Origin of the sequence: Microbacterium sp. YJN-G, from assembly GCF_015040615.1 — a bacterium.
Taxonomy (GTDB): domain Bacteria; phylum Actinomycetota; class Actinomycetes; order Actinomycetales; family Microbacteriaceae; genus Microbacterium.
In genome coordinates this window covers 1,837,600-1,855,068 of sequence record NZ_CP060402.1, presented here as the reverse complement: position 1 = coordinate 1,855,068, position 17,469 = coordinate 1,837,600, and the positions used below count along the sequence as shown (strand labels likewise).

The 17,469-nt window shown below is 69.5% G+C and carries 15 protein-coding genes; 8 read left to right on the top strand and 7 right to left on the bottom strand.

The genetic code is table 11. The annotated features are described in order from the left end of the window. Window positions 1-4: 4 nt before the first annotated feature. The 5 genes from H7694_RS08905 to tkt are packed head-to-tail and all read right to left on the bottom strand — an operon-like array spanning window position 5 to window position 7,334. On the bottom strand, window positions 5-940 hold the full coding sequence (locus tag H7694_RS08905; protein WP_193596188.1) for a glucose-6-phosphate dehydrogenase assembly protein OpcA: 936 nt from the start codon (window positions 938-940) through the stop codon (window positions 5-7). Continuing rightward, entirely contained in the window at window positions 937-2,487 is a 1,551-nt protein-coding gene (gene zwf / locus H7694_RS08900) for a glucose-6-phosphate dehydrogenase (protein WP_193596187.1), read from the bottom strand. The genes H7694_RS08905 and zwf overlap by 4 nt, the downstream gene beginning before the upstream one ends. A 40-nt stretch (window positions 2,488-2,527) precedes the next feature. Beyond that, complete coding sequence (locus H7694_RS08895; RefSeq protein ID WP_193596186.1) at window positions 2,528-4,132, bottom strand: glucose-6-phosphate isomerase; 1,605 nt, start codon at window positions 4,130-4,132, stop codon at window positions 2,528-2,530. Next, complete coding sequence (gene tal / locus H7694_RS08890) at window positions 4,129-5,241, bottom strand: transaldolase (RefSeq protein WP_193596185.1); 1,113 nt, start codon at window positions 5,239-5,241, stop codon at window positions 4,129-4,131. The genes H7694_RS08895 and tal overlap by 4 nt, the downstream gene beginning before the upstream one ends. Further along, window positions 5,238-7,334, bottom strand: coding sequence for a transketolase (tkt, locus tag H7694_RS08885; RefSeq protein ID WP_193596184.1), 2,097 nt, complete (start codon window positions 7,332-7,334; stop codon window positions 5,238-5,240). Before tkt ends, tal begins: the two co-directional genes overlap by 4 nt. Window positions 7,335-7,587: 253 nt before the next feature. On the opposite strand from tkt, the gene H7694_RS08880 reads away from it, so the two are divergent. Beyond that, window positions 7,588-8,508, top strand: coding sequence for a heme o synthase (locus H7694_RS08880; protein WP_193596183.1), 921 nt, complete (start codon window positions 7,588-7,590; stop codon window positions 8,506-8,508). Window positions 8,509-8,908: 400 nt separating this feature from the next. Here the strand turns inward: H7694_RS08880 and H7694_RS08875 are convergent, their stop codons facing one another. Beyond that, window positions 8,909-10,027 carry a COX15/CtaA family protein gene (locus H7694_RS08875; RefSeq protein WP_193596182.1) on the bottom strand — a complete coding sequence of 373 codons (1,119 nt, stop codon included), beginning with the start codon at window positions 10,025-10,027 and terminating at the stop codon, window positions 8,909-8,911. 235 nt (window positions 10,028-10,262) lie between these two features. On the opposite strand from H7694_RS08875, the gene sufB reads away from it, so the two are divergent. The 7 genes from sufB to H7694_RS08845 are packed head-to-tail and all read left to right on the top strand — an operon-like array spanning window position 10,263 to window position 16,923. Next, entirely contained in the window at window positions 10,263-11,681 is a 1,419-nt protein-coding gene (gene sufB / locus H7694_RS08870; protein WP_193596181.1) for a Fe-S cluster assembly protein SufB, read from the top strand. Window position 11,682: 1 nt separating this feature from the next. Next, a complete protein-coding gene (sufD, locus tag H7694_RS08865; RefSeq protein ID WP_193596180.1) occupies window positions 11,683-12,876 on the top strand; it encodes a Fe-S cluster assembly protein SufD in 1,194 nt (397 codons plus the stop codon). Next, on the top strand, window positions 12,873-13,199 hold the full coding sequence (locus H7694_RS08860; protein WP_193596179.1) for a non-heme iron oxygenase ferredoxin subunit: 327 nt from the start codon (window positions 12,873-12,875) through the stop codon (window positions 13,197-13,199). Before sufD ends, H7694_RS08860 begins: the two co-directional genes overlap by 4 nt. Next, complete coding sequence (gene sufC / locus H7694_RS08855) at window positions 13,200-13,970, top strand: Fe-S cluster assembly ATPase SufC (protein ID WP_193596178.1); 771 nt, start codon at window positions 13,200-13,202, stop codon at window positions 13,968-13,970. Window positions 13,971-13,979: 9 nt separating this feature from the next. Then, a complete protein-coding gene (locus H7694_RS08850) occupies window positions 13,980-14,309 on the top strand; it encodes a metal-sulfur cluster assembly factor (RefSeq protein WP_193596177.1) in 330 nt (109 codons plus the stop codon). Window positions 14,310-14,359: 50 nt separating this feature from the next. Continuing rightward, the gene (locus H7694_RS17675) at window positions 14,360-15,529 is read left to right on the top strand and encodes a MalY/PatB family protein (RefSeq protein WP_227468036.1); all 1,170 of its coding nucleotides are present in this window, start codon (window positions 14,360-14,362) and stop codon (window positions 15,527-15,529) included. Beyond that, a complete protein-coding gene (locus H7694_RS08845) occupies window positions 15,526-16,923 on the top strand; it encodes an MFS transporter (RefSeq protein ID WP_227468035.1) in 1,398 nt (465 codons plus the stop codon). Before H7694_RS17675 ends, H7694_RS08845 begins: the two co-directional genes overlap by 4 nt. Here the strand turns inward: H7694_RS08845 and H7694_RS08840 are convergent. Next, on the bottom strand, window positions 16,898-17,452 hold the full coding sequence (locus H7694_RS08840; RefSeq protein WP_193596175.1) for a TetR family transcriptional regulator: 555 nt from the start codon (window positions 17,450-17,452) through the stop codon (window positions 16,898-16,900). The two genes, H7694_RS08845 and H7694_RS08840, sit on opposite strands and share 26 nt — an antisense overlap. Between the last annotated feature and the right edge of the window lie 17 nt (window positions 17,453-17,469).

The following is a 17,469-nucleotide window of genomic DNA, read 5'->3' as shown; positions in this document are numbered from 1 at the left end:
GCGCTCACGCTCCCTTTTCCGCCGGTCCGAGGCGTTCCCAGCCCTCGGTGATGACCCGACCGTACAGCAGATCGGCGTCGAGGCGGCGCAGCTCCTCCGCGAGGCATTCGCGCAGAGTGCGGCGCGGCAGGTGCAGTTCGTGGTCGGGCTGCCCGGGCTGGGTGAGGATGGCGACGCCGGGGCTCGGACGCTCGAGCAGGATGTCGCCGCTGGCGCGGGTGAGGCGCACCGACTTGATACCCTCCTGCCAGTGCTCGGGGTCCTCGTACGACCAGCTGACAGGCACGTCGAGGGCCATCCGCAGCCAGGCGGCGAGCAGGGCGGTCGAGGGGGATGCCGCAGCACCGCGCACCTCGACCGCCGTGACGCGCTCGTACGGCGGCTGGTCGAGCACGGCCGCGAGCTGCTCACGCCAGTGCGTCAGGCGCGTCCAGGCCAGATCGGTGTCGCCCGGCGCGTGGGTGCGGCCGAGCAGCGCGAGCCGGTCGCGCACGTCGGGGGAGGTGGCGGCGTCGGTGATGCGACGCTGCGCGATGCGGCCCAGCGGCGATGCCGCGGCATCCGTGGGCGCCTCATCAGGCCACCACGCGACGACCGGGGCGTCGGGGAGCAGCAGACCGGTGACGAGGCTCTCGGCGTTGCCCGCGGCGTCGCCGAACGCGTGCAGCACGACGACCTCGCTCGCACCGGCGTCCCCGCCGACCCGGATCTGGGCGTCGAGGTGGGCCTGGCCCTCACCGGTGACGAGCACGATCACCCGCATCGGGTGCTCGCGCGAGGCGTCGTTGGCGGCATCGATGGCCGCCTCGGCGACACCGTTGCGGGCGATGATGAGCAGGGTCAGCACGCGTCCGAGGGCGACAGCGCCACCCTCTTCGCGCACCTTCACCAGCTGCTTGGCGACCTGGCTGACGGTCGTGTCGGGAAGGTCGATGATCACGGGCGTCTCCAGACTCGTCCGTCGCGGGCAAGAAGGGCGTCGGCGGAGGCCGGACCCCAGGAACCGGGGGCGTACTGCTCAAGCGGCGTGTGCAGCGACGCCCAGTACTGCTCCACCGGGTCGAGGATCTTCCACGAGAGCTCGACCTCTTCGTGGCGGGGGAACAGCGGCGGGTCGCCCAGCAGCACGTCGAGGATCAGGCGCTCATAGGCCTCGGGGCTCGCCTCGGTGAAGGCGTGGCCGTAGCCGAAGTCCATGGTCACGTCGCGCACGTTCGCGCCGCTGCCAGGAACCTTCGACCCGAAGCGGATCGTGACGCCCTCGTCGGGCTGCACGCGGATGACCAGAGCGTTCTGACCCAGCTCAGAGGTCTGCGAACGGCCGAACAGGTGCTCGGGTGCGCGCTTGAAGACGACGGCGATCTCGGTGACACGACGGCCCAGACGCTTGCCGGTGCGCAGGTAGAACGGCACTCCCGCCCAGCGGCGGGTGTCGATCTGCAGCTTCACGGCCGCGTAGGTCTCGGTGGACGACTGCGGGTCCATGCCGTCCTCTTCGAGGAAGCCGTTGACCCGCTCGCCGCCCTGCCATCCGCCGGCGTACTGGCCCCGTGCGGTCGCGAGCGAGAGGTCATCGGGCAGCCGCACGGCCTCGAGCACCTTCTCCTTCTCGGCGCGCAGGTGGTCGGCCGACATGCTGATCGGCTCCTCCATCGCGGTGAGCGCGAGCAGCTGCAGCAGGTGGTTCTGGAAGACGTCGCGCGCCGCCCCGACGCCGTCGTAGTATCCGGCGCGGCCGCCGACGCCGATGTCCTCGGCCATCGTGATCTGCACGTGGTCGACGTAGTTTCGGTTCCACAGCGGCTCGTACAGCTCGTTGGCGAAGCGCAGCGCGAGGATGTTCTGCACCGTCTCCTTGCCGAGGTAGTGGTCGATGCGGAAGATCGAGTCGGTCGGGAAGGTCTCCTCGATCACCTCGTTCAGCGCGCGGGCCGACTCCAGATCGTGGCCGAACGGCTTCTCGATGACCACGCGACGCCAGCACGAGCCGTCGTCGTTCTCCGGCCCGACGAGACCGGACTCGCGCAGCTGCCTGGCGACCTCGGCGAACGCCTTCGGCGGGATGGACAGGTAGTAGGCGTGGTTGCCCATGGTGCCGCGTTCGACGTCGAGCTTCTCGACCGTCTCCCGCAGGCGCGCGAACGCCTCGGGGTCGTCGAAGGTGCCCTGAACGAACCGGATGCCCTGCAGCAACTGCTGCCACGTCTCCTCACGGAACTCGGTGCGGGCGTACTTCTTCACCGCTTCGTAGACGACCTCGGCGAAGTCCTGGTCCTCCCAGTCGCGACGGGCGAAGCCGACCAGGGCGAACCCGGGAGGCAGCAGGCCACGGTTGGCGAGGTCGTACACGGCCGGCATGAGCTTCTTGCGCGACAGGTCGCCGGTCACGCCGAAGATCACCAGAGCGCTGGGGCCGGCGATGCGGTGGAGCCGGCGGTCGTCGGGATCGCGGAGCGGATTGCGTCCGCGAGAGATGGGGGCAGTCATCGGTGGGGGATATCTCCAGGTCGTCCGGACGGATTGCGGATTACTGAGCAGCGGTGAAGAGAGTGAGCACGTCGTCCACGGCATCCGTGATCGTCAGCGAGACGACCGGACGTCCGTGGGCGGAGAGGACGGCGGCGTCGCCCGCCGCCTGGGCCTCGATCAGCTGACCGAAGGTGAACGGCAGGCCCGGGATCTCGAGGTCGACGTCGGTGCGCTCGAGGATCTGCAGGAACACGCCCTGCGCGGGGCCGCCCTTGTGGTACTGGCCGGTGGAGTGCAGGAAGCGGGGCCCCCAGCCGAACGTCGCCGGGCGACCGGAGTCGGCGGCGACCATCTCACGGATGCCCTGCAGCTGGCCGAGCTCGAGCCGGTTCACGTACGCCTGAACGGACACGTACCCGTCGTCGGGGAGCGTCGCCCACAGTGCATCCAGCACCCCTTCGACGGTGCCGGAGGCTGCCAGGGCGGAGTCGCTCACGCGCACCTCGACGCCGTCCTGCACGAACGCGGGTTCGGTGCGGGCAGGACGCTCCTCGAGCAGTCCGCGGGCGGCGGCTTTGGCGGAATCGACGTCGGGCTGGTCGAATGGGTTGATGGCGAGCAGGTGCCCGGCGATCGCGACGGCGTGCTCCCAGAGCAGGAACATCGCGCCGAGGCTGCCGCTGACGAGGATCTCACCGGGGTGGCGCTCACGCATGTGGAACTGGTCGGCATCCTCGACGAGGCGCACGATCTGCAGGTCGGCGGGTTGCGAATCGAGCTCGGGAGAGACGGGCAGCAGCACGACGGGCAGGATGCCGGTGCCGTTCTTGCCCGTGGACTCGGCGACCAGCTGCTCGATCCAGTCCGGCAGCCCCTCGATGTGGGTGCCGTCGGTGATCAGGCCGAGCTTGTCGCGCCGCGGCTCGACGCCGGTGATCGCGGCGGCCAGCCGCAGGGCCGGGTTCTCGGCGGAGTCGACGGCGAGCTGAAGCAGCGAGGCCTCGGCCTCGTCGAGCAGTTCGGCGATGTCGGCACCGGCCAGGCCCGCCGGCACCAGGCCGAAGGCGGTGAGCGCCGAGTAGCGTCCGCCGACGTTCGGGTCGGCGTGGAAGACGCGGTAGCCCGCGTCGGTGGCCAGGGTGTCGAGGGCGGAGCCGGGGTCGGTCACGACGACGATGTGTTCGGCGGGGTCGATGCCGAGGTCGCTGAACGCGGCCTCGAACGCCCGGCGCTGCGCATCGGTCTCGACGGTCGTGCCCGACTTCGACGACACGACCAGGACGGTGCGGGCCAGATCGCCGTCCAGGGCGGCCAGCACCTGGGCGGGCGAGGTCGAGTCCAGCACGGTCAGGGGTACACCGGCGGTGTTCGCGATCACCTCGGGGGCGAGAGACGATCCGCCCATTCCGGCGAGCACGACCCGGTCGACGCCCCTCGCCGCGAGATCGCCGCGCAGGGCGACGATCTCGGCGACGAGGGGGCGCGACACGGAGACGGCCTCGACCCATCCCAGGCGCACGGATGCTTCAGCCTCGGCATCCGCACCCCACAGGGACGAGTCGGCAGCGGTGACACGTGACGCCACGAGGTCGGCCACGAGACCGGGGACGAGCGAGTCCACGGCCGCCTTGGCGGCCTGCGACACGTGCACCGAGAGGCTCATCGCGCTGCTTCCAGCCCTTCGGTGACCTGGGCGAGCAGACCGTGCCAGGAATCGATGAACTTGGCGACGCCCTCGTCCTCGAGCACCTGGGTCACGTCGTCGAAGTCGATGCCCACCGCCTTGAGGCGGGTGAAGACCTCGTGCGACTCCTCGTAGGTCGAGGTGACGGTGTCGCCGGTGATGACGCCGTGGTCGAACGTCGCCTCGAGGGTCTTCTCGGGCATGGTGTTGACCACGCCGGGGGCGACGAGCTCGGTGACGTAGAGGGTGTCGGGCAGGTTCGGGTCCTTGACGCCGGTGGAGGCCCACAGCGGACGCTGCAGGTTGGCTCCGGCGTCGAGCAGGGCCTTGGCGCGGTCGCCCGCGAAGGTCTTCTCGAACAGCTCGTACGCCAGGCGTGCGTTGGCCAGGCCCGCCTTGCTCCTGAGCGCCTCAGCCTCGTCGGTGCCGATCGCCGCGAGGCGCTTGTCGGTCTCGGTGTCGACGCGCGAGACGAAGAACGAGGCGACCGAGTGGATGCTCGACAGGTCCAGGCCCGCGGCCTTGGCGGTCTCGAGACCGGTCAGGTACGCCTCGATGACCTCGGCGTAGCGCTCCAGGCTGAAGATCAGCGTGACGTTGACGCTGATGCCGGCGCCGATCGCCTCGGCGATCGCCGGCAGACCGGCCTTGGTCGCGGGGATCTTCACCAGCAGGTTGGGGCGGTCGATGCGCGCCCACAGGTCCTTGGCCTGCGCCACGGTGCCCTCGGTGTCGTGCGCAAGGTCGGGGGAGACCTCGATCGAGACGCGGCCGTCGACGTGACCGCTGGCCTCCCACACCGGGCGGAAGACGTCCAGGGCGGCGCCGACGTCCTGCGTGGTCGCGGCGAACACGGCGTCGACGGCGGAGGCGCCGGATGCCGCGAGCTCGTGCACCTGCGCGTCGTAGGACGTGTCGTTCGCGTCGGTGATCGCGTTGGCGAAGATCGTCGGGTTCGTGGTGACGCCGGTGACGTTGCGCGTCTCGATGAGCTGCTGCAGGTTGCCGGAGTTGATGCGGGTGCGCGACAGGTCGTCGAGCCAGATGCTCACGCCTGCGGCGGCGAGGTCTGCGGTGGGGGTGCTCATGCGTTCTCCTTGATGGACTCGCGTGCCGCCTCGATGACGGCCTCGGCGGTGATGCCGAACTTCTGGAACAGGGTCTTGTAGTCGGCGGAGGCGCCGAAGTGGTCGATGCCGATCGAGCGGCCGCGGTCGCCGACGATGCCGCGCCAGCTGAGCACGGAACCGGCCTCGACCGACACGCGGGCGGTGACGGCCTTGGGGAGCACCGACTCGCGGTACGCCTCGTCCTGCTCGGCGAACCACTCCAGCGACGGAGCCGACACCACGCGGGCGTTCACGCCGTCGGCTGCCAGCGCCTCGCGGGCGGCGACAGCGAGCTGCACCTCAGAGCCCGTGGCGATGAGGATCACGTCGGGCGTGCCGTTCGGGGCCTCCGCGAGGACGTAGGCGCCCTTCGCGGTGCCGGCCGCCGAGGCGAGCACGTCGCCAGCGGCCTCGCCCTCGCCGCGGGTGAACACCGGGATGTTCTGGCGGGTCAGCGCGATGCCGGTCGGTCCGCCGTGGCGGCTCAGGATCTCCAGCCACGCGGCGGCGGTCTCGTTGGCATCGGCCGGGCGCACCACCGTGAAGTTCGGGATAGCGCGCAGCGAGGCCAGCTGCTCGATCGGCTGGTGCGTCGGGCCGTCCTCGCCCAGGGCGACGGAGTCGTGCGTCCAGACGAAGATGCTCGGGATGTCCATCAGCGCGGCCAGGCGCACGGCCGGGCGCATGTAGTCGCTGAAGATCAGGAACGTGCCGCCGAACGCGCGGGTCGGGCCGTGCAGGGTGATGCCGTTGAGGATCGATCCCATGGCGTGCTCGCGGATGCCGAAGTGCAGCACGCGTCCGTACGGGCTGCCCTTCCAGTCGTGCGTCGACCACTCGGCGGGGATGAACGACGGTGCACCCTCGATCGTGGTGTTGTTCGAGCCGGCCAGGTCGGCCGAGCCGCCCCACAGCTCGGGCAGCTCGGGGGCCAGCGCGTTGATGACCTTGCCCGACGCGGCGCGGGTCGACACCTCGGTGCCGCCCTCGAACACGGGGAGGGCGTTCTCGATGCCCTCGGGCAGTGCCTGCGCCTCGAGACGGTCCAGCAGCTGCTTGCGCTCGGGGTTGGCGGCGGCCCAGGCGTCGAACGTCTCCTGCCAGGCGGCGCGTGCCTCCGCGGCACGGGCGCCCAGGCCACGGGTGTGCTCGATGACGTCGTTCTCGACGACGAAGTGCTTGTCGGCGTCGAAGCCGAGCACCTCCTTGGTCGCCGCGACCTCGTCGGCGCCGAGCGCGTTGCCGTGCACCGACTCGGTGCCCGACTTGTTCGGCGCCGGCCATCCGATGATCGTCTTGAGGATGATCATCGTGGGCTTGGCGGTCTCGGCCTTCGCCTGCGAGATCGCGTCGTCGAGCTCCTGCACGTCCTCGACGTACTCGCCGGTGCGACGCCAGTCGACCTCGAGCACCTGCCAGCCGTAGGACTCGTAGCGCTTGCGGACGTCCTCGGTGAACGCCACGTCGGTGTCGCCCTCGATGGAGATCTGGTTCGAGTCGTAGATCGCGATGAGGTTACCGAGCTGCTGGTGGCCGGCGAGCGACGACGCCTCGCTGGTCACGCCCTCCTGCAGGTCGCCGTCACCTGCGATCACGTAGACGTAGTGGTCGAACGGGCTGGTGCCGGCTGCGGCATCCGGGTCGAACAGCCCTCGCTCGTAACGCGCGGCGTAGGCGAAGCCGACGGCCGAGGCGAGGCCCTGGCCGAGCGGGCCGGTGGTGATCTCGACGCCCTTGGTGTGGTGGTACTCGGGGTGGCCGGGAGTCAGCGAGCCCCAGGTGCGCAGCGCCTCGAGGTCGGACAGCTCCAGGCCGAAACCGCCCAGGTACAGCTGCACGTACTGGGTCAGCGACGAGTGGCCCACCGAGAGGATGAAGCGGTCGCGGCCGAGCCAGTCGGTGTCGGCGGGGTCGTGGCGCATCACACGCTGGTACAGCAGGTAGGCCACGGGGGCCAGGCTCATCGCCGTACCCGGGTGACCGTTGCCGACCTTCTGCACGGCATCCGCCGCCAGTACACGGGCGGTGTCGACCGCCCGTCGGTCGATCGCTTCCCACTGAAGTTCTGACACGGCCATTCTCCTTCTGACACTTACGGAGGCGCCCGTATTCCTGCGCGGTCCGCGTCGTCACGGAAGAGAGGTGCACAGCGCCCGGGCGCGCGAGTGGTAACAGCATACTCGTGGCGCATCCCCTGCCGGGGGTGGATTTCACGATGTTGCCGCGAATGGGAAAACGCTATCCCAGTCGTGTCGCGCGAGACCTGGTCGACACGCCCGGTGCAATAGACTTGCCTGGGCGCCGCCGTGCGCGCAGAAGGAGGGGATGGCGATCTCTACGACATCGCAGACCGGGGGGACGACGTACTCGTTCGGTCAGAAGATCCGTGGCTACGTCGCCCTGACGAAGCCGCGCGTCATGGAGCTGCTGCTCGTCTCCACCGTGCCGGTGATGTTCCTCGCCGAGGGTGGGCTGCCCGATCTGTGGCTGGTGTTCGCGACCGTGCTCGGCGGTGCGATGAGCGCGGCCTCTGCGGCGTCGTTCAACATGTACCTCGACCGTGACATCGACGTGCACATGAAGCGCACCGAGAACCGTCCGCTGGTGACGGGGGAGGTGTCGCCCCGCGGCGCACTCGTCTTCTCCTGGGTGCTCGCCGTCGTCTCGACGATCTGGCTGCTGGCGACCACGAACTGGCTGGCCGCGTCGCTGTCGGCCGGGGCGATCTTCTTCTACGTGGTCATCTACACGATGATCCTCAAGCGCCGCACCGAGCAGAACATCATCTGGGGCGGCATCGCCGGCTGCTTCCCGGTGCTGATCGGCTGGACCGCCGTCACCGGATCGCTGGACTGGCCCCCGCTGGTGCTGTTCGTGCTGGTGTTCCTGTGGACCCCGCCGCACTACTGGCCGCTGTCGATGAAGTACAAGGACGACTACGACGACGTCGACGTGCCGATGCTCGGCGTCACCCGGTCGGCCTCGCAGGTCGGCCTGCAGGTCATCCTCTACGCCTGGGCGACCGTGGCCTGCTCGCTGCTGCTCGTGCCCGTGGCGCAGATGGGGCTGGTGTACACGGCATCCGCTCTGGTGTTCGGCGGCTGGTTCATCTACGAGTCGCACCGCCTGTACAACCGCGCCGTGCACGGCAGCGAGGCGCGGCCGATGCGCGTGTTCCACGCGTCGATCACATACCTGACTCTGATCTTCCTCGCCGTCGCGGTCGACCCGCTGCTCCCGTTCTGACCCTGGACTGATCCGTCTGTGCGGGGCGACAGTCGCGAACCGCGAACCCGCATGTCTCAGAACATGCGGGTGCGCCGTGCGCAGACCCGCGTGTACTGGGACGACCGAACAGGGCGTGTCCCAGTTGTTGCGGGTGTGCCGCGCTCTGACTCGCATGTCCTGGGACATGCCGCTGTGGCGTGTCCCAGAACTTGCGGGTGCGCAACGCTCCGGCCTGCATCTACTGGGACACGCGGATGGGGTGTGTCTCAGTTGCTGCGGGTGTGCCGTTCGTCTACCCGCATGTACTGGGACATGCGGATCGGGGGTGTCTCAGTTGCTGCGGGTCGGCATGGCGTCGACCCGCATCTGCTGGGACACGAATCCTGCAGTTCGATCAGGTGCGGACCGCTGACAGGTCTCAGGCCGCGACGGGGCGCTTGAGCCGCAGCACCACGACGGTGTACGCCGCCGCGGAGAGCGAGGCGAGCACCATGTGGATGCCGACCAGCACCGGCGGCAGCCCCTCGCGTGCCTGCCAGACGCCCACGGCGATCTGCACGGCCACCGCGAGGATCAGCACCAGCAGCCAGCGGCGCACTGGCAGGCGCAGCGCCCACGCGGCGCCTGCCAGCACGGCGAGCAGCCCGCCGAGGATGTAGCCAGGCCACGAGTGCACGTGCGCGAGGAACGTCGCATCGAACCCGGCGCGGACGATCGCCGCATCGCCGGAATGCGGGCCCGACCCGGTGGTGAGTACGCCGAACAGGATCGTCGCGGCCAGAGCCAGCCCGGTGACGTGGGTGAGTACGCCGAACCAGGCGGGTACCGCCCGCTCGCGCGGACCGCCGACGGCATCCATCCGCACGAGGTAGGCGGCCGTGACGCACACCAGCAGCAGTGACGCGGTGTAGTGGAAGCCGACGATGAGCGGGTTCAGATCCGAGATCACGGCGAAGCCGCCGACCACGGCCTGCGCCATGACGCCCACCAGCACGATCCAGGCCAGGACGGCCAGGTCGCGTCGCTCGGTGGTCTGACGCAGGGAGTCGATCATCCCGGCGATCACCGCGAGCAGCAGCGCGGTCGACATCAGCGCCGCGGCGGGAAGATCCAGGGCGGATGCCGCGGCGTAGACGCCGATCGCCAGCACGATCCCGCCGAGTGCGAACCACACCGCCCGGATGACGAGGCGGCGTCCGCTGAGCGCGTGCAGGGTGAGCATGACCACGGCCAGGGCGAGCAGGCCGACCAGGCCCGTCATCAGCCGGTTGCCGAACTCGATCGCGCCGTGGATGCCCTGCAGCTCGTACACCGGCACCAGCGACTCCGGGGTGCACAGCGGCCATTCGGTGCAGCCGAGGCCCGAACCGGTGAGCCGCACGGCACCGCCGGTGCCGATGATGATGACCTCGGCGACGAACGACAGCCACGCGAACACGCGCACCCGACGGTCGATCTGCGACGGCAGCCAGCCGAACACACCCCGGTTCGAACCGGGCTCGGATGCGATCGGCGCGGGCGTGACGGTGTCGGTCATGTGGCCTCCGGTCCGCCGAGGCGCGAGCGGGTTACGCCCGGTCGACCGGCGGAGCCTGTAGAATCGGATTGCTGTGATGGGCTCGCGGAGTGCGGCGTCCACCACTGACAGTTTAGGCGCGACGCGAGCGCCGATGATGGGGCCCACCAGCGGCATCCGATCCCCGCAGACTCGACGGGGGTCAGGTGTGTCGGGGCGGCTGATACCGTTGCGGCCCGTTTGAGGAGAGTGTGTGATGTCGGATGTGCTGATCGACCGCCCGGAGCTGGACAGTCTGGGGGTGTACGAATTCGGCTGGCACGATCCTGACGCCGCCGGAGCGAGCGCGAAGCGCGGCCTCAGTGAGGCCGTCGTGCGCGACATCTCGGCGCTCAAGAGCGAACCGGAATGGATGCTGAAGACCCGTCTGAAGGGCCTGCAGCTGTTCGGTCGCAAGCCGATGCCGACCTGGGGCGCCGACCTCAGCGAGATCGACTTCGACAACATCAAGTACTTCGTGCGGTCGACCGAGAAGCAGGCACAGTCCTGGGAGGACCTGCCCGCCGACATCCGCGAGACCTACGAGCGACTCGGCATCCCCGAGGCCGAGCGCCAGCGCCTGGTCGCCGGTGTCGCCGCCCAGTACGAGTCCGAGGTCGTCTACCACCAGATCCGCGAGGACCTCGAGCAGCAGGGTGTCATCTTCATGGACACCGACACGGCTCTGCGCGAGCACCCCGAGTTCTTCGAGGAGTACTTCGGCACGGTGATCCCCGCCGGCGACAACAAGTTCGCCGCTCTGAACACCGCCGTCTGGTCGGGCGGCTCGTTCGTGTACGTCCCCAAGGGCGTGCACGTCGAGATCCCGCTGCAGGCGTACTTCCGCATCAACACCGAGAACATGGGCCAGTTCGAGCGGACCCTGATCATCGCCGACGAGGACAGCTACGTCCACTACATCGAGGGCTGCACCGCCCCGATCTACAAGTCGGACTCGCTGCACTCGGCCGTGGTCGAGATCATCGTGAAGAAGAACGCCCGCGTGCGCTACACAACGATCCAGAACTGGTCGAACAACGTCTACAACCTCGTCACCAAGCGCGCCGTCGCGCACGAGGGCGCGACCATGGAGTGGGTCGACGGCAACATCGGCTCCAAGGTGACGATGAAGTACCCGTCGATCTACCTGATGGGCGAGCACGCCAAGGGCGAGACCCTGTCGGTGGCCTTCGCCGGCCCCGGTCAGCACCAGGACGCCGGCGCGAAGATGGTGCACATGGCGCCGTACACGCAGTCGTCGATCGTCTCGAAGTCGATCGCCCGCGGCGGCGGACGCTCGGGCTACCGCGGCGAGGTCCGCGTCGACCCCAACGCCCACCACTCGGCGAACTCCGTCGTCTGCGACGCGCTGCTGGTCGACACCCAGTCGCGCTCGGACACGTACCCGTCCATCGACATCCGCGTCGACGACGTGCAGCTGGGTCACGAGGCCACGGTCTCGAAGGTCAGCGCCGAGCAGCTCTTCTACCTGCAGTCGCGCGGCATCGAGGAGACCGAGGCCATGGCGATGATCGTGCGCGGCTTCATCGAGCCCATCGCGCGCGAGCTGCCGATGGAGTACGCGATGGAACTGAACAAGCTCATCGAGATGGGCATGGAAGGCAGTGTCGGCTGAGATGACGGCCCCCACTCAGGCGCCCGCAGAGGCGCCGCACACGAACGCGCACATCGACCCCGCCGCCCAGGTCGCGAACGCCGGCTTCGTGCCGGTGCAGACCCGCTCCGAGCGGCCCCGGTCGTACGACCCCGAGGACTTCGGCGCCCCCACCGGGCGCGAGGTCAACTGGAAGCACACCCCGGTGGCCCAGCTGAAGCCGCTGTTCGAGACCGCCTCCGGTCAGGGCGTGACCTACACGGTCAGCCACGAGCAGTACTTCACCTCGGGCCTGCCCTTCGGCACCGCACCGCGCGGCGAGTTCTTCGTCCCCGAGGACGTCGTCTCGGCCGTGGCGTGGCAGGGTTCAGCCGAGGCCAAGCACCTCAGCATCCCGGCCGATGAAGAGGTCGCCGACCCGATCGTCGTCCAGATCGACGGCGTCGGAGGACGCGCCGACGACCACCTCGTCATCGAGGCGGGACGCCACAGCGTCGCCACCGTCGTGCTGCGGCACTCGGGCACCGCGCAGTACGCGCAGAACCTCGAGATCATCGTCCGCGACGGCGCCAAGCTCACCCTCGTGAGCGTGCAGGAGTGGCAGGATGACGCCATCCACGCCGCCGCGCACCAGGCGCGCGTCGACCGCGACGCCGAGTTCACGCACTTCGTCGTCAGCTTCGGCGGCGGCATCGTGCGCGTGAACCCGAACGTCGAGCTCGCCGGCACCGGCTCGCACGGCTACCTGTACGGACTGTCGTTCGCCGACGCCGGACAGCACCTCGAGAGTCAGGTGTACCTGCACCACAAGGGCGCGCACACCACGGGAGACGTGCTGTACAAGGGCGCCCTGAAGGGCGCCAGCGCGCACAGCGTGTGGATCGGCGACGTGCTCATCGGCCCGGATGCCGTCGGCACCGACTCCTACGAGGCGAACCGCAACCTCGTCCTCACCGAGGGCGCCCGCGCCGACTCGATCCCGAACCTCGAGATCGAGACCGGCGACATCGCCGGGGCCGGCCACGCGAGCGCCACCGGACGCTTCGACGACGAGCAGCTGTTCTACCTGCAGGCGCGCGGCATCACCGAGGAGGAGGCCCGTCGCCTGGTGGTGCTCGGCTTCCTCACCGAGGTCGTGCAGCGCATCCGCATCCCGTCCCTCCAGCAGGAGCTGCTGGCCGCGATCGACGCCGAGCTCGCCGGAGTCAGCGCGTGAGCGCGCATCGCGCCTGCAGCGCGTCCGAGCTCGAGCAGGACACACCCCTGCGCGTCGAGCTCGACGGCGTGGCGATCGCCATCGTGAAGGACGCCGACGGCATCATCCATGCCATCGGCGACCGCTGCACGCATGGTGACGTCTCGCTGTCCGAGGGGTTCGTCGAAGGCAAGACGCTGGAATGCTGGGCCCACGGCTCGCAGTTCTCGCTCGAGACCGGCGTTCCCCAGAACCTCCCCGCTTACGAGCCCGTCCCGGTCTACGTCGTCGAGATCGACGGCGACGACGTGCTCATCGACCCCACTGTCATTAAGGAAGTCTGAATGTCTGTTCTCGAGATCCGCGACCTGCACGTGACGGTCGAGACCGATGAGGGCACGACGCCGATCCTCAACGGCATCGACCTCACGATCAACACCGGCGAGACCCACGCCATCATGGGCCCCAACGGCTCGGGCAAGTCCACCCTGGCCTACACGATCGCCGGCCACCCGAAGTACACCGTCACACAGGGCACCATCACCTTCGACGGTGAGGACGTGCTGGCGATGAGCGTGGACGAGCGCGCCCGCGCCGGCCTGTTCCTCGCCATGCAGTACCCCGTCGAGATCCCCGGCGTCACGGTGACGAACTTCCTTCGCACCGCGAAGACCGCGCTCGACGGCGAAGCCCCCTCGATCCGCCAGTGGACCAAGGACGTCAAGACGTCGATGGCGAACCTGCGCATGGACCCGAAGTTCGCTCAGCGCAGCGTCAACGAGGGCTTCTCGGGCGGTGAGAAGAAGCGTCACGAGATCCTGCAGCTCGAGGTGCTCAAGCCGAAGTTCGCCGTGCTCGACGAGACCGACTCCGGCCTGGACGTCGACGCTCTGAAGATCGTCTCGGAGGGTGTGAACCGCGCCAAGGAGGCCACCAACCTCGGCGTGCTGCTCATCACCCACTACACCCGCATCCTGCGCTACATCCGGCCGCAGTTCGTGCACGTGGTCGTCGCCGGCAAGATCGTCGAGGAGGGCGGCCCCGAGCTCGCCGACCGCCTCGAGGAAGAGGGCTACGACCGGTTCATCGACCCCGCAGCCCCCATCGAAGCGTAGGCTGAGCGCATGACCGCGACACTGACCGAGGAGAAGTACGACGAGGTCACCGAGGCTCTCAAGGACGTCATGGACCCCGAGCTCGGGATCAACGTCGTCGACCTCGGCCTCATCTACGACCTCGCCTGGGACGACGAGAACGACGCCCTCGTGATCCACATGACGCTCACCAGCGCCGGCTGCCCGCTCACCGACGTGCTCGAGGAGCAGACGGCTCAGGCACTGGACAGCGTCGTCGACCGCTTCCGCATCAACTGGGTGTGGATGCCGCCGTGGGGTCCCGAGCGGATCACCGACGACGGGCGCGACATGATGCGCGCGCTCGGCTTCGCGATTTGACGCACTGACACCAGGACATCGATTCGGAGTACGCCCCCGAAGGAGGCGCTGTGAAGGTCGAGGCGCTTTCCCTCGCGCAGTTGCGCGAGCGCAGCAGCGAGAAGTGGCGCGAGTACCCGGAGGACGTGCTGCCGCTGTTCGTGGCGGAGACGGACTTCCCGCTCGCCCCGGCCGTCACCGCGGCGCTCGAGGATGCGGTGCGCCGGGGCGACACGGGCTACGTCGCCTCGCGCACCCCACTGGCCGCGGCTTACGCGGGATTCGCGCAGCGTCGCTTCGGCTGGTCTCCCGATCCCACCCGGATGCGCAGCACGGCCGATGTGAGCATGGGGATCGTCGAGATCCTGCGTCGCGTGATCCAGCCGGGGGAGCGGGTGGTCGTCAACCCACCGATCTACCCGCCGTTCTTCGATCTGGTCGATGAGGCGGGCGGCGTCGTCGAGCGCGTGCCGTTGCGCGACACCGGATCCGGCTGGGAGCTCGACCTCGACGCGATCGGGGAGGCACTCGCCGACGGCGCCCGCGCGGTGCTGCTGTGCAACCCGCACAATCCGACCGGCGCGGTCCCCTCCGCGCACAGCCTCGATGCACTGGCACGCCTGGCCGAGGAGCACGGCGCGACCGTCATCTCGGACGAGATCCACGCGCCGCTCGTGCAGCCGGGCACCGGGTACACGCCGTTCCTGGCCAGCGGTGACGCCGCGCGCCGCATCGGGTACGCGGTGACCAGCGCGAGCAAGGCGTTCAACCTCGCCGGGCTGAAATGCGCACTGATGGTCACGGCATCCGACCCGACGACCGCCGTCGTGCGGGGCCTGCCTGTCGAGGTGGAGTGGCGCACCGGACAGTTCGGGATGCTCGCGGCCGTCGCCGCCTTGTCGCCGGAGAGCGATGAATGGCTCGACGGGCTGCTGGCGACGCTCGACGAGAACCGGCGCCTGGTGGCCGACCTGCTCGCCCGGCATCTGCCCGAGGCCCGCTACCGGATACCGGATGCCGGCTACCTCGCCTGGGTCGATCTGACCGATCTCGGCTGGGGGCCGAACCCTGCGAAGCAGATCCTGCGGCAGGCGAAGGTCGCGCTCCACTTCGGGCCGGCCTTCGGCGCCGAGGGCGCGGGGCATGTCCGGATCAACTTCGGCACCAGCCCCGAGATCCTCACCCAGGCGATCGAGCGCATCGCCCGCGCCCGTGCCACGATCGACGCGGCGCAGAGGTGACCACGGCAGACGCCGCGACCATCTGGGACCGCACCCGCCTGGGCATCACCGTCGGCACGGTGGTGCTCATCTTCCTCACGGCGATCGAGGCACTCGCCGTCACCACGGTCATGCCCGTGGTCGCCGTCGACCTCGACGGTGAGGCGCTGTTCGCCGTCGCATTCTCGGCCACCCTGGCCACCGCGGTGATCGGGATGGTCGCCGTCGGCGCGTGGAGCGACCGCTCCGGCCCTCGTGCGCCGCTGTACACCGCGGTCGCGCTGTTCGCGATCGGCCTGCTGGTCTCGGGCGCAGCGCTGGACATGTACACGTTCATCGTCGGCCGGCTCATCCAGGGTCTCGGCGCGGGCGGCCAGACCGTCGCACTGTACGTGGTCGTCGCACGCATCTATCCGCCGCAGCTGCATGGCCGCATCTTCGCGGCCTACGCCGCCGCCTGGGTGGTCCCGTCGATGATCGGCCCGTTCCTGGCCGGTGCGGTGACCGAGTTCCTGCACTGGCGCTGGGCGTTCCTCGGCGTCGCGGTGCTGACGGTGGCCGCGTTCGCGCTGGTCGCGGCGCGGCTGCGCGGCGTCTCGCTCGAGGCGGATGCCGGAGGCGATGATCCCGTCGCCGCGCCGACGACGGATGCCGTGCGACGGCGGGGAGGCATCGTCCTGCGTCTGCTGCTGGCGTTCGTCGTCGCCACCGGAGCCGTCGTCGTCGGCTTCGCCGCCGACGCTCCGCCCGGCACCGGCGGTGCCCTCGTCGCCGCGGCAGCCGTCGCTGTGATCGCGTTCGCCCTGCTCCCGCTGCTGCCGAAGGGCACGCTGCGCAGCGACTGGGGCCTGCCGAGCGTCGTGCTGGTGCGCGGGTTCGCGGCCGGGGCGTTCTTCGCCGCCGAGGCCTATGTGCCGCGCCTGCTCATCGACCGTTTCGACTTCTCACCGACGATCGCCGGCCTCGCCCTCACCCTCTCGGCGTTCGGCTGGTCGGCGGCATCAGCGGCCCAGGGCCGGTGGGGTGACCGGCTGGGCAGCACCCGGATCGTGCTCATCTCGACCGTGCTGCTGCTCATCGGCATCGGGGCGGTGCTCGCCGTGAGCATCGCCGAGACATCGCCGTGGGTGATCGTGGCGGGGTGGGCCTTCGCCGGTGCGGGGATGGGGCTGCTGTATCCCCGGCTGACCGTGCTCACCCTCGCGTACTCGACCACGGCGAACGAGGGATTCAATTCCGCCGCGCTGTCGATCTCCGACGCCACGGGCTCGGCGGTCATGATCGCCCTCGCCGGTCTCGGATTCGTGCTGCTGCCCATCGCCGGGTCGGGGTACGTCACCGTCTACCTGTTCGCGATCGCGCTGCTGCTGATCGCGCTGCTGCCTGGCCTCAGGATGGGTGACGGGCGGCGCTGAGCGCCTCGAAGGCACGGAGACCGGCGGCGAACACCTCGGCGGACTGCGCGGTGGGATCGGTGGCATCCGGGTCTACGGCGCCGATGCTCTGCGCGTGCATGCGCTGCTGCAGCAGCGTCGCGTGCCCGAGGATGAACTCGAACACGGCGTCGGCGGCCGCCTCGTCGCGCACGTCCGCCGGCAGGGAGGCCAGGATCGCGTCCTGCGCACGACGTGCGCCCAGCCGCAGCGCATAGGTGCTCATGACCACTTCTGCGCCGTCGCGGTAGGCCAGCAGGGCGTCGCGGATGGTCACGGCGGTCTCGGCCACCGGCATCCGCCCGTCGGGCTCGGGAACGGTGCTCAGGATGCGGTCGGCGACCGCTGCGAGCAGTTCCTGCTTGCTCGGGAAGTGCCAGTACAGGGCGCTCGGCTGTACTTCGAGGTCGGCGGCGAGGCGGCGCATCGACAGGTCGGGCAGGCCCACGTCGTCGAGCAGGCTCAGTGCGCGGTCGACGACGCTGGAACGGTCGTGTCGTGCGGGAGGCATGCCGACCAGTATAGTGA

What these genes read in the sequence shown, in the direction of transcription:
- sufD (WP_193596180.1), top strand. Translation starts at nt 11,683, where the DNA reads ATGACGGCCCCCACTCAGGCGCCCGCAGAGGCGCCGCACACGAACGCG.
- sufC (WP_193596178.1), top strand. Translation starts at nt 13,200, where the DNA reads ATGTCTGTTCTCGAGATCCGCGACCTGCACGTGACGGTCGAGACCGAT.
- H7694_RS08840 (WP_193596175.1), bottom strand. Translation starts at nt 17,452, where the DNA reads ATGCCTCCCGCACGACACGACCGTTCCAGCGTCGTCGACCGCGCACTG.
- zwf (WP_193596187.1), bottom strand. Translation starts at nt 2,487, where the DNA reads ATGACTGCCCCCATCTCTCGCGGACGCAATCCGCTCCGCGATCCCGAC.
- sufB (WP_193596181.1), top strand. Translation starts at nt 10,263, where the DNA reads ATGTCGGATGTGCTGATCGACCGCCCGGAGCTGGACAGTCTGGGGGTG.
- H7694_RS08850 (WP_193596177.1), top strand. Translation starts at nt 13,980, where the DNA reads ATGACCGCGACACTGACCGAGGAGAAGTACGACGAGGTCACCGAGGCT.
- H7694_RS08895 (WP_193596186.1), bottom strand. Translation starts at nt 4,132, where the DNA reads ATGAGCCTCTCGGTGCACGTGTCGCAGGCCGCCAAGGCGGCCGTGGAC.
- tal (WP_193596185.1), bottom strand. Translation starts at nt 5,241, where the DNA reads ATGAGCACCCCCACCGCAGACCTCGCCGCCGCAGGCGTGAGCATCTGG.
- H7694_RS08880 (WP_193596183.1), top strand. Translation starts at nt 7,588, where the DNA reads ATGGCGATCTCTACGACATCGCAGACCGGGGGGACGACGTACTCGTTC.
- H7694_RS08875 (WP_193596182.1), bottom strand. Translation starts at nt 10,027, where the DNA reads ATGACCGACACCGTCACGCCCGCGCCGATCGCATCCGAGCCCGGTTCG.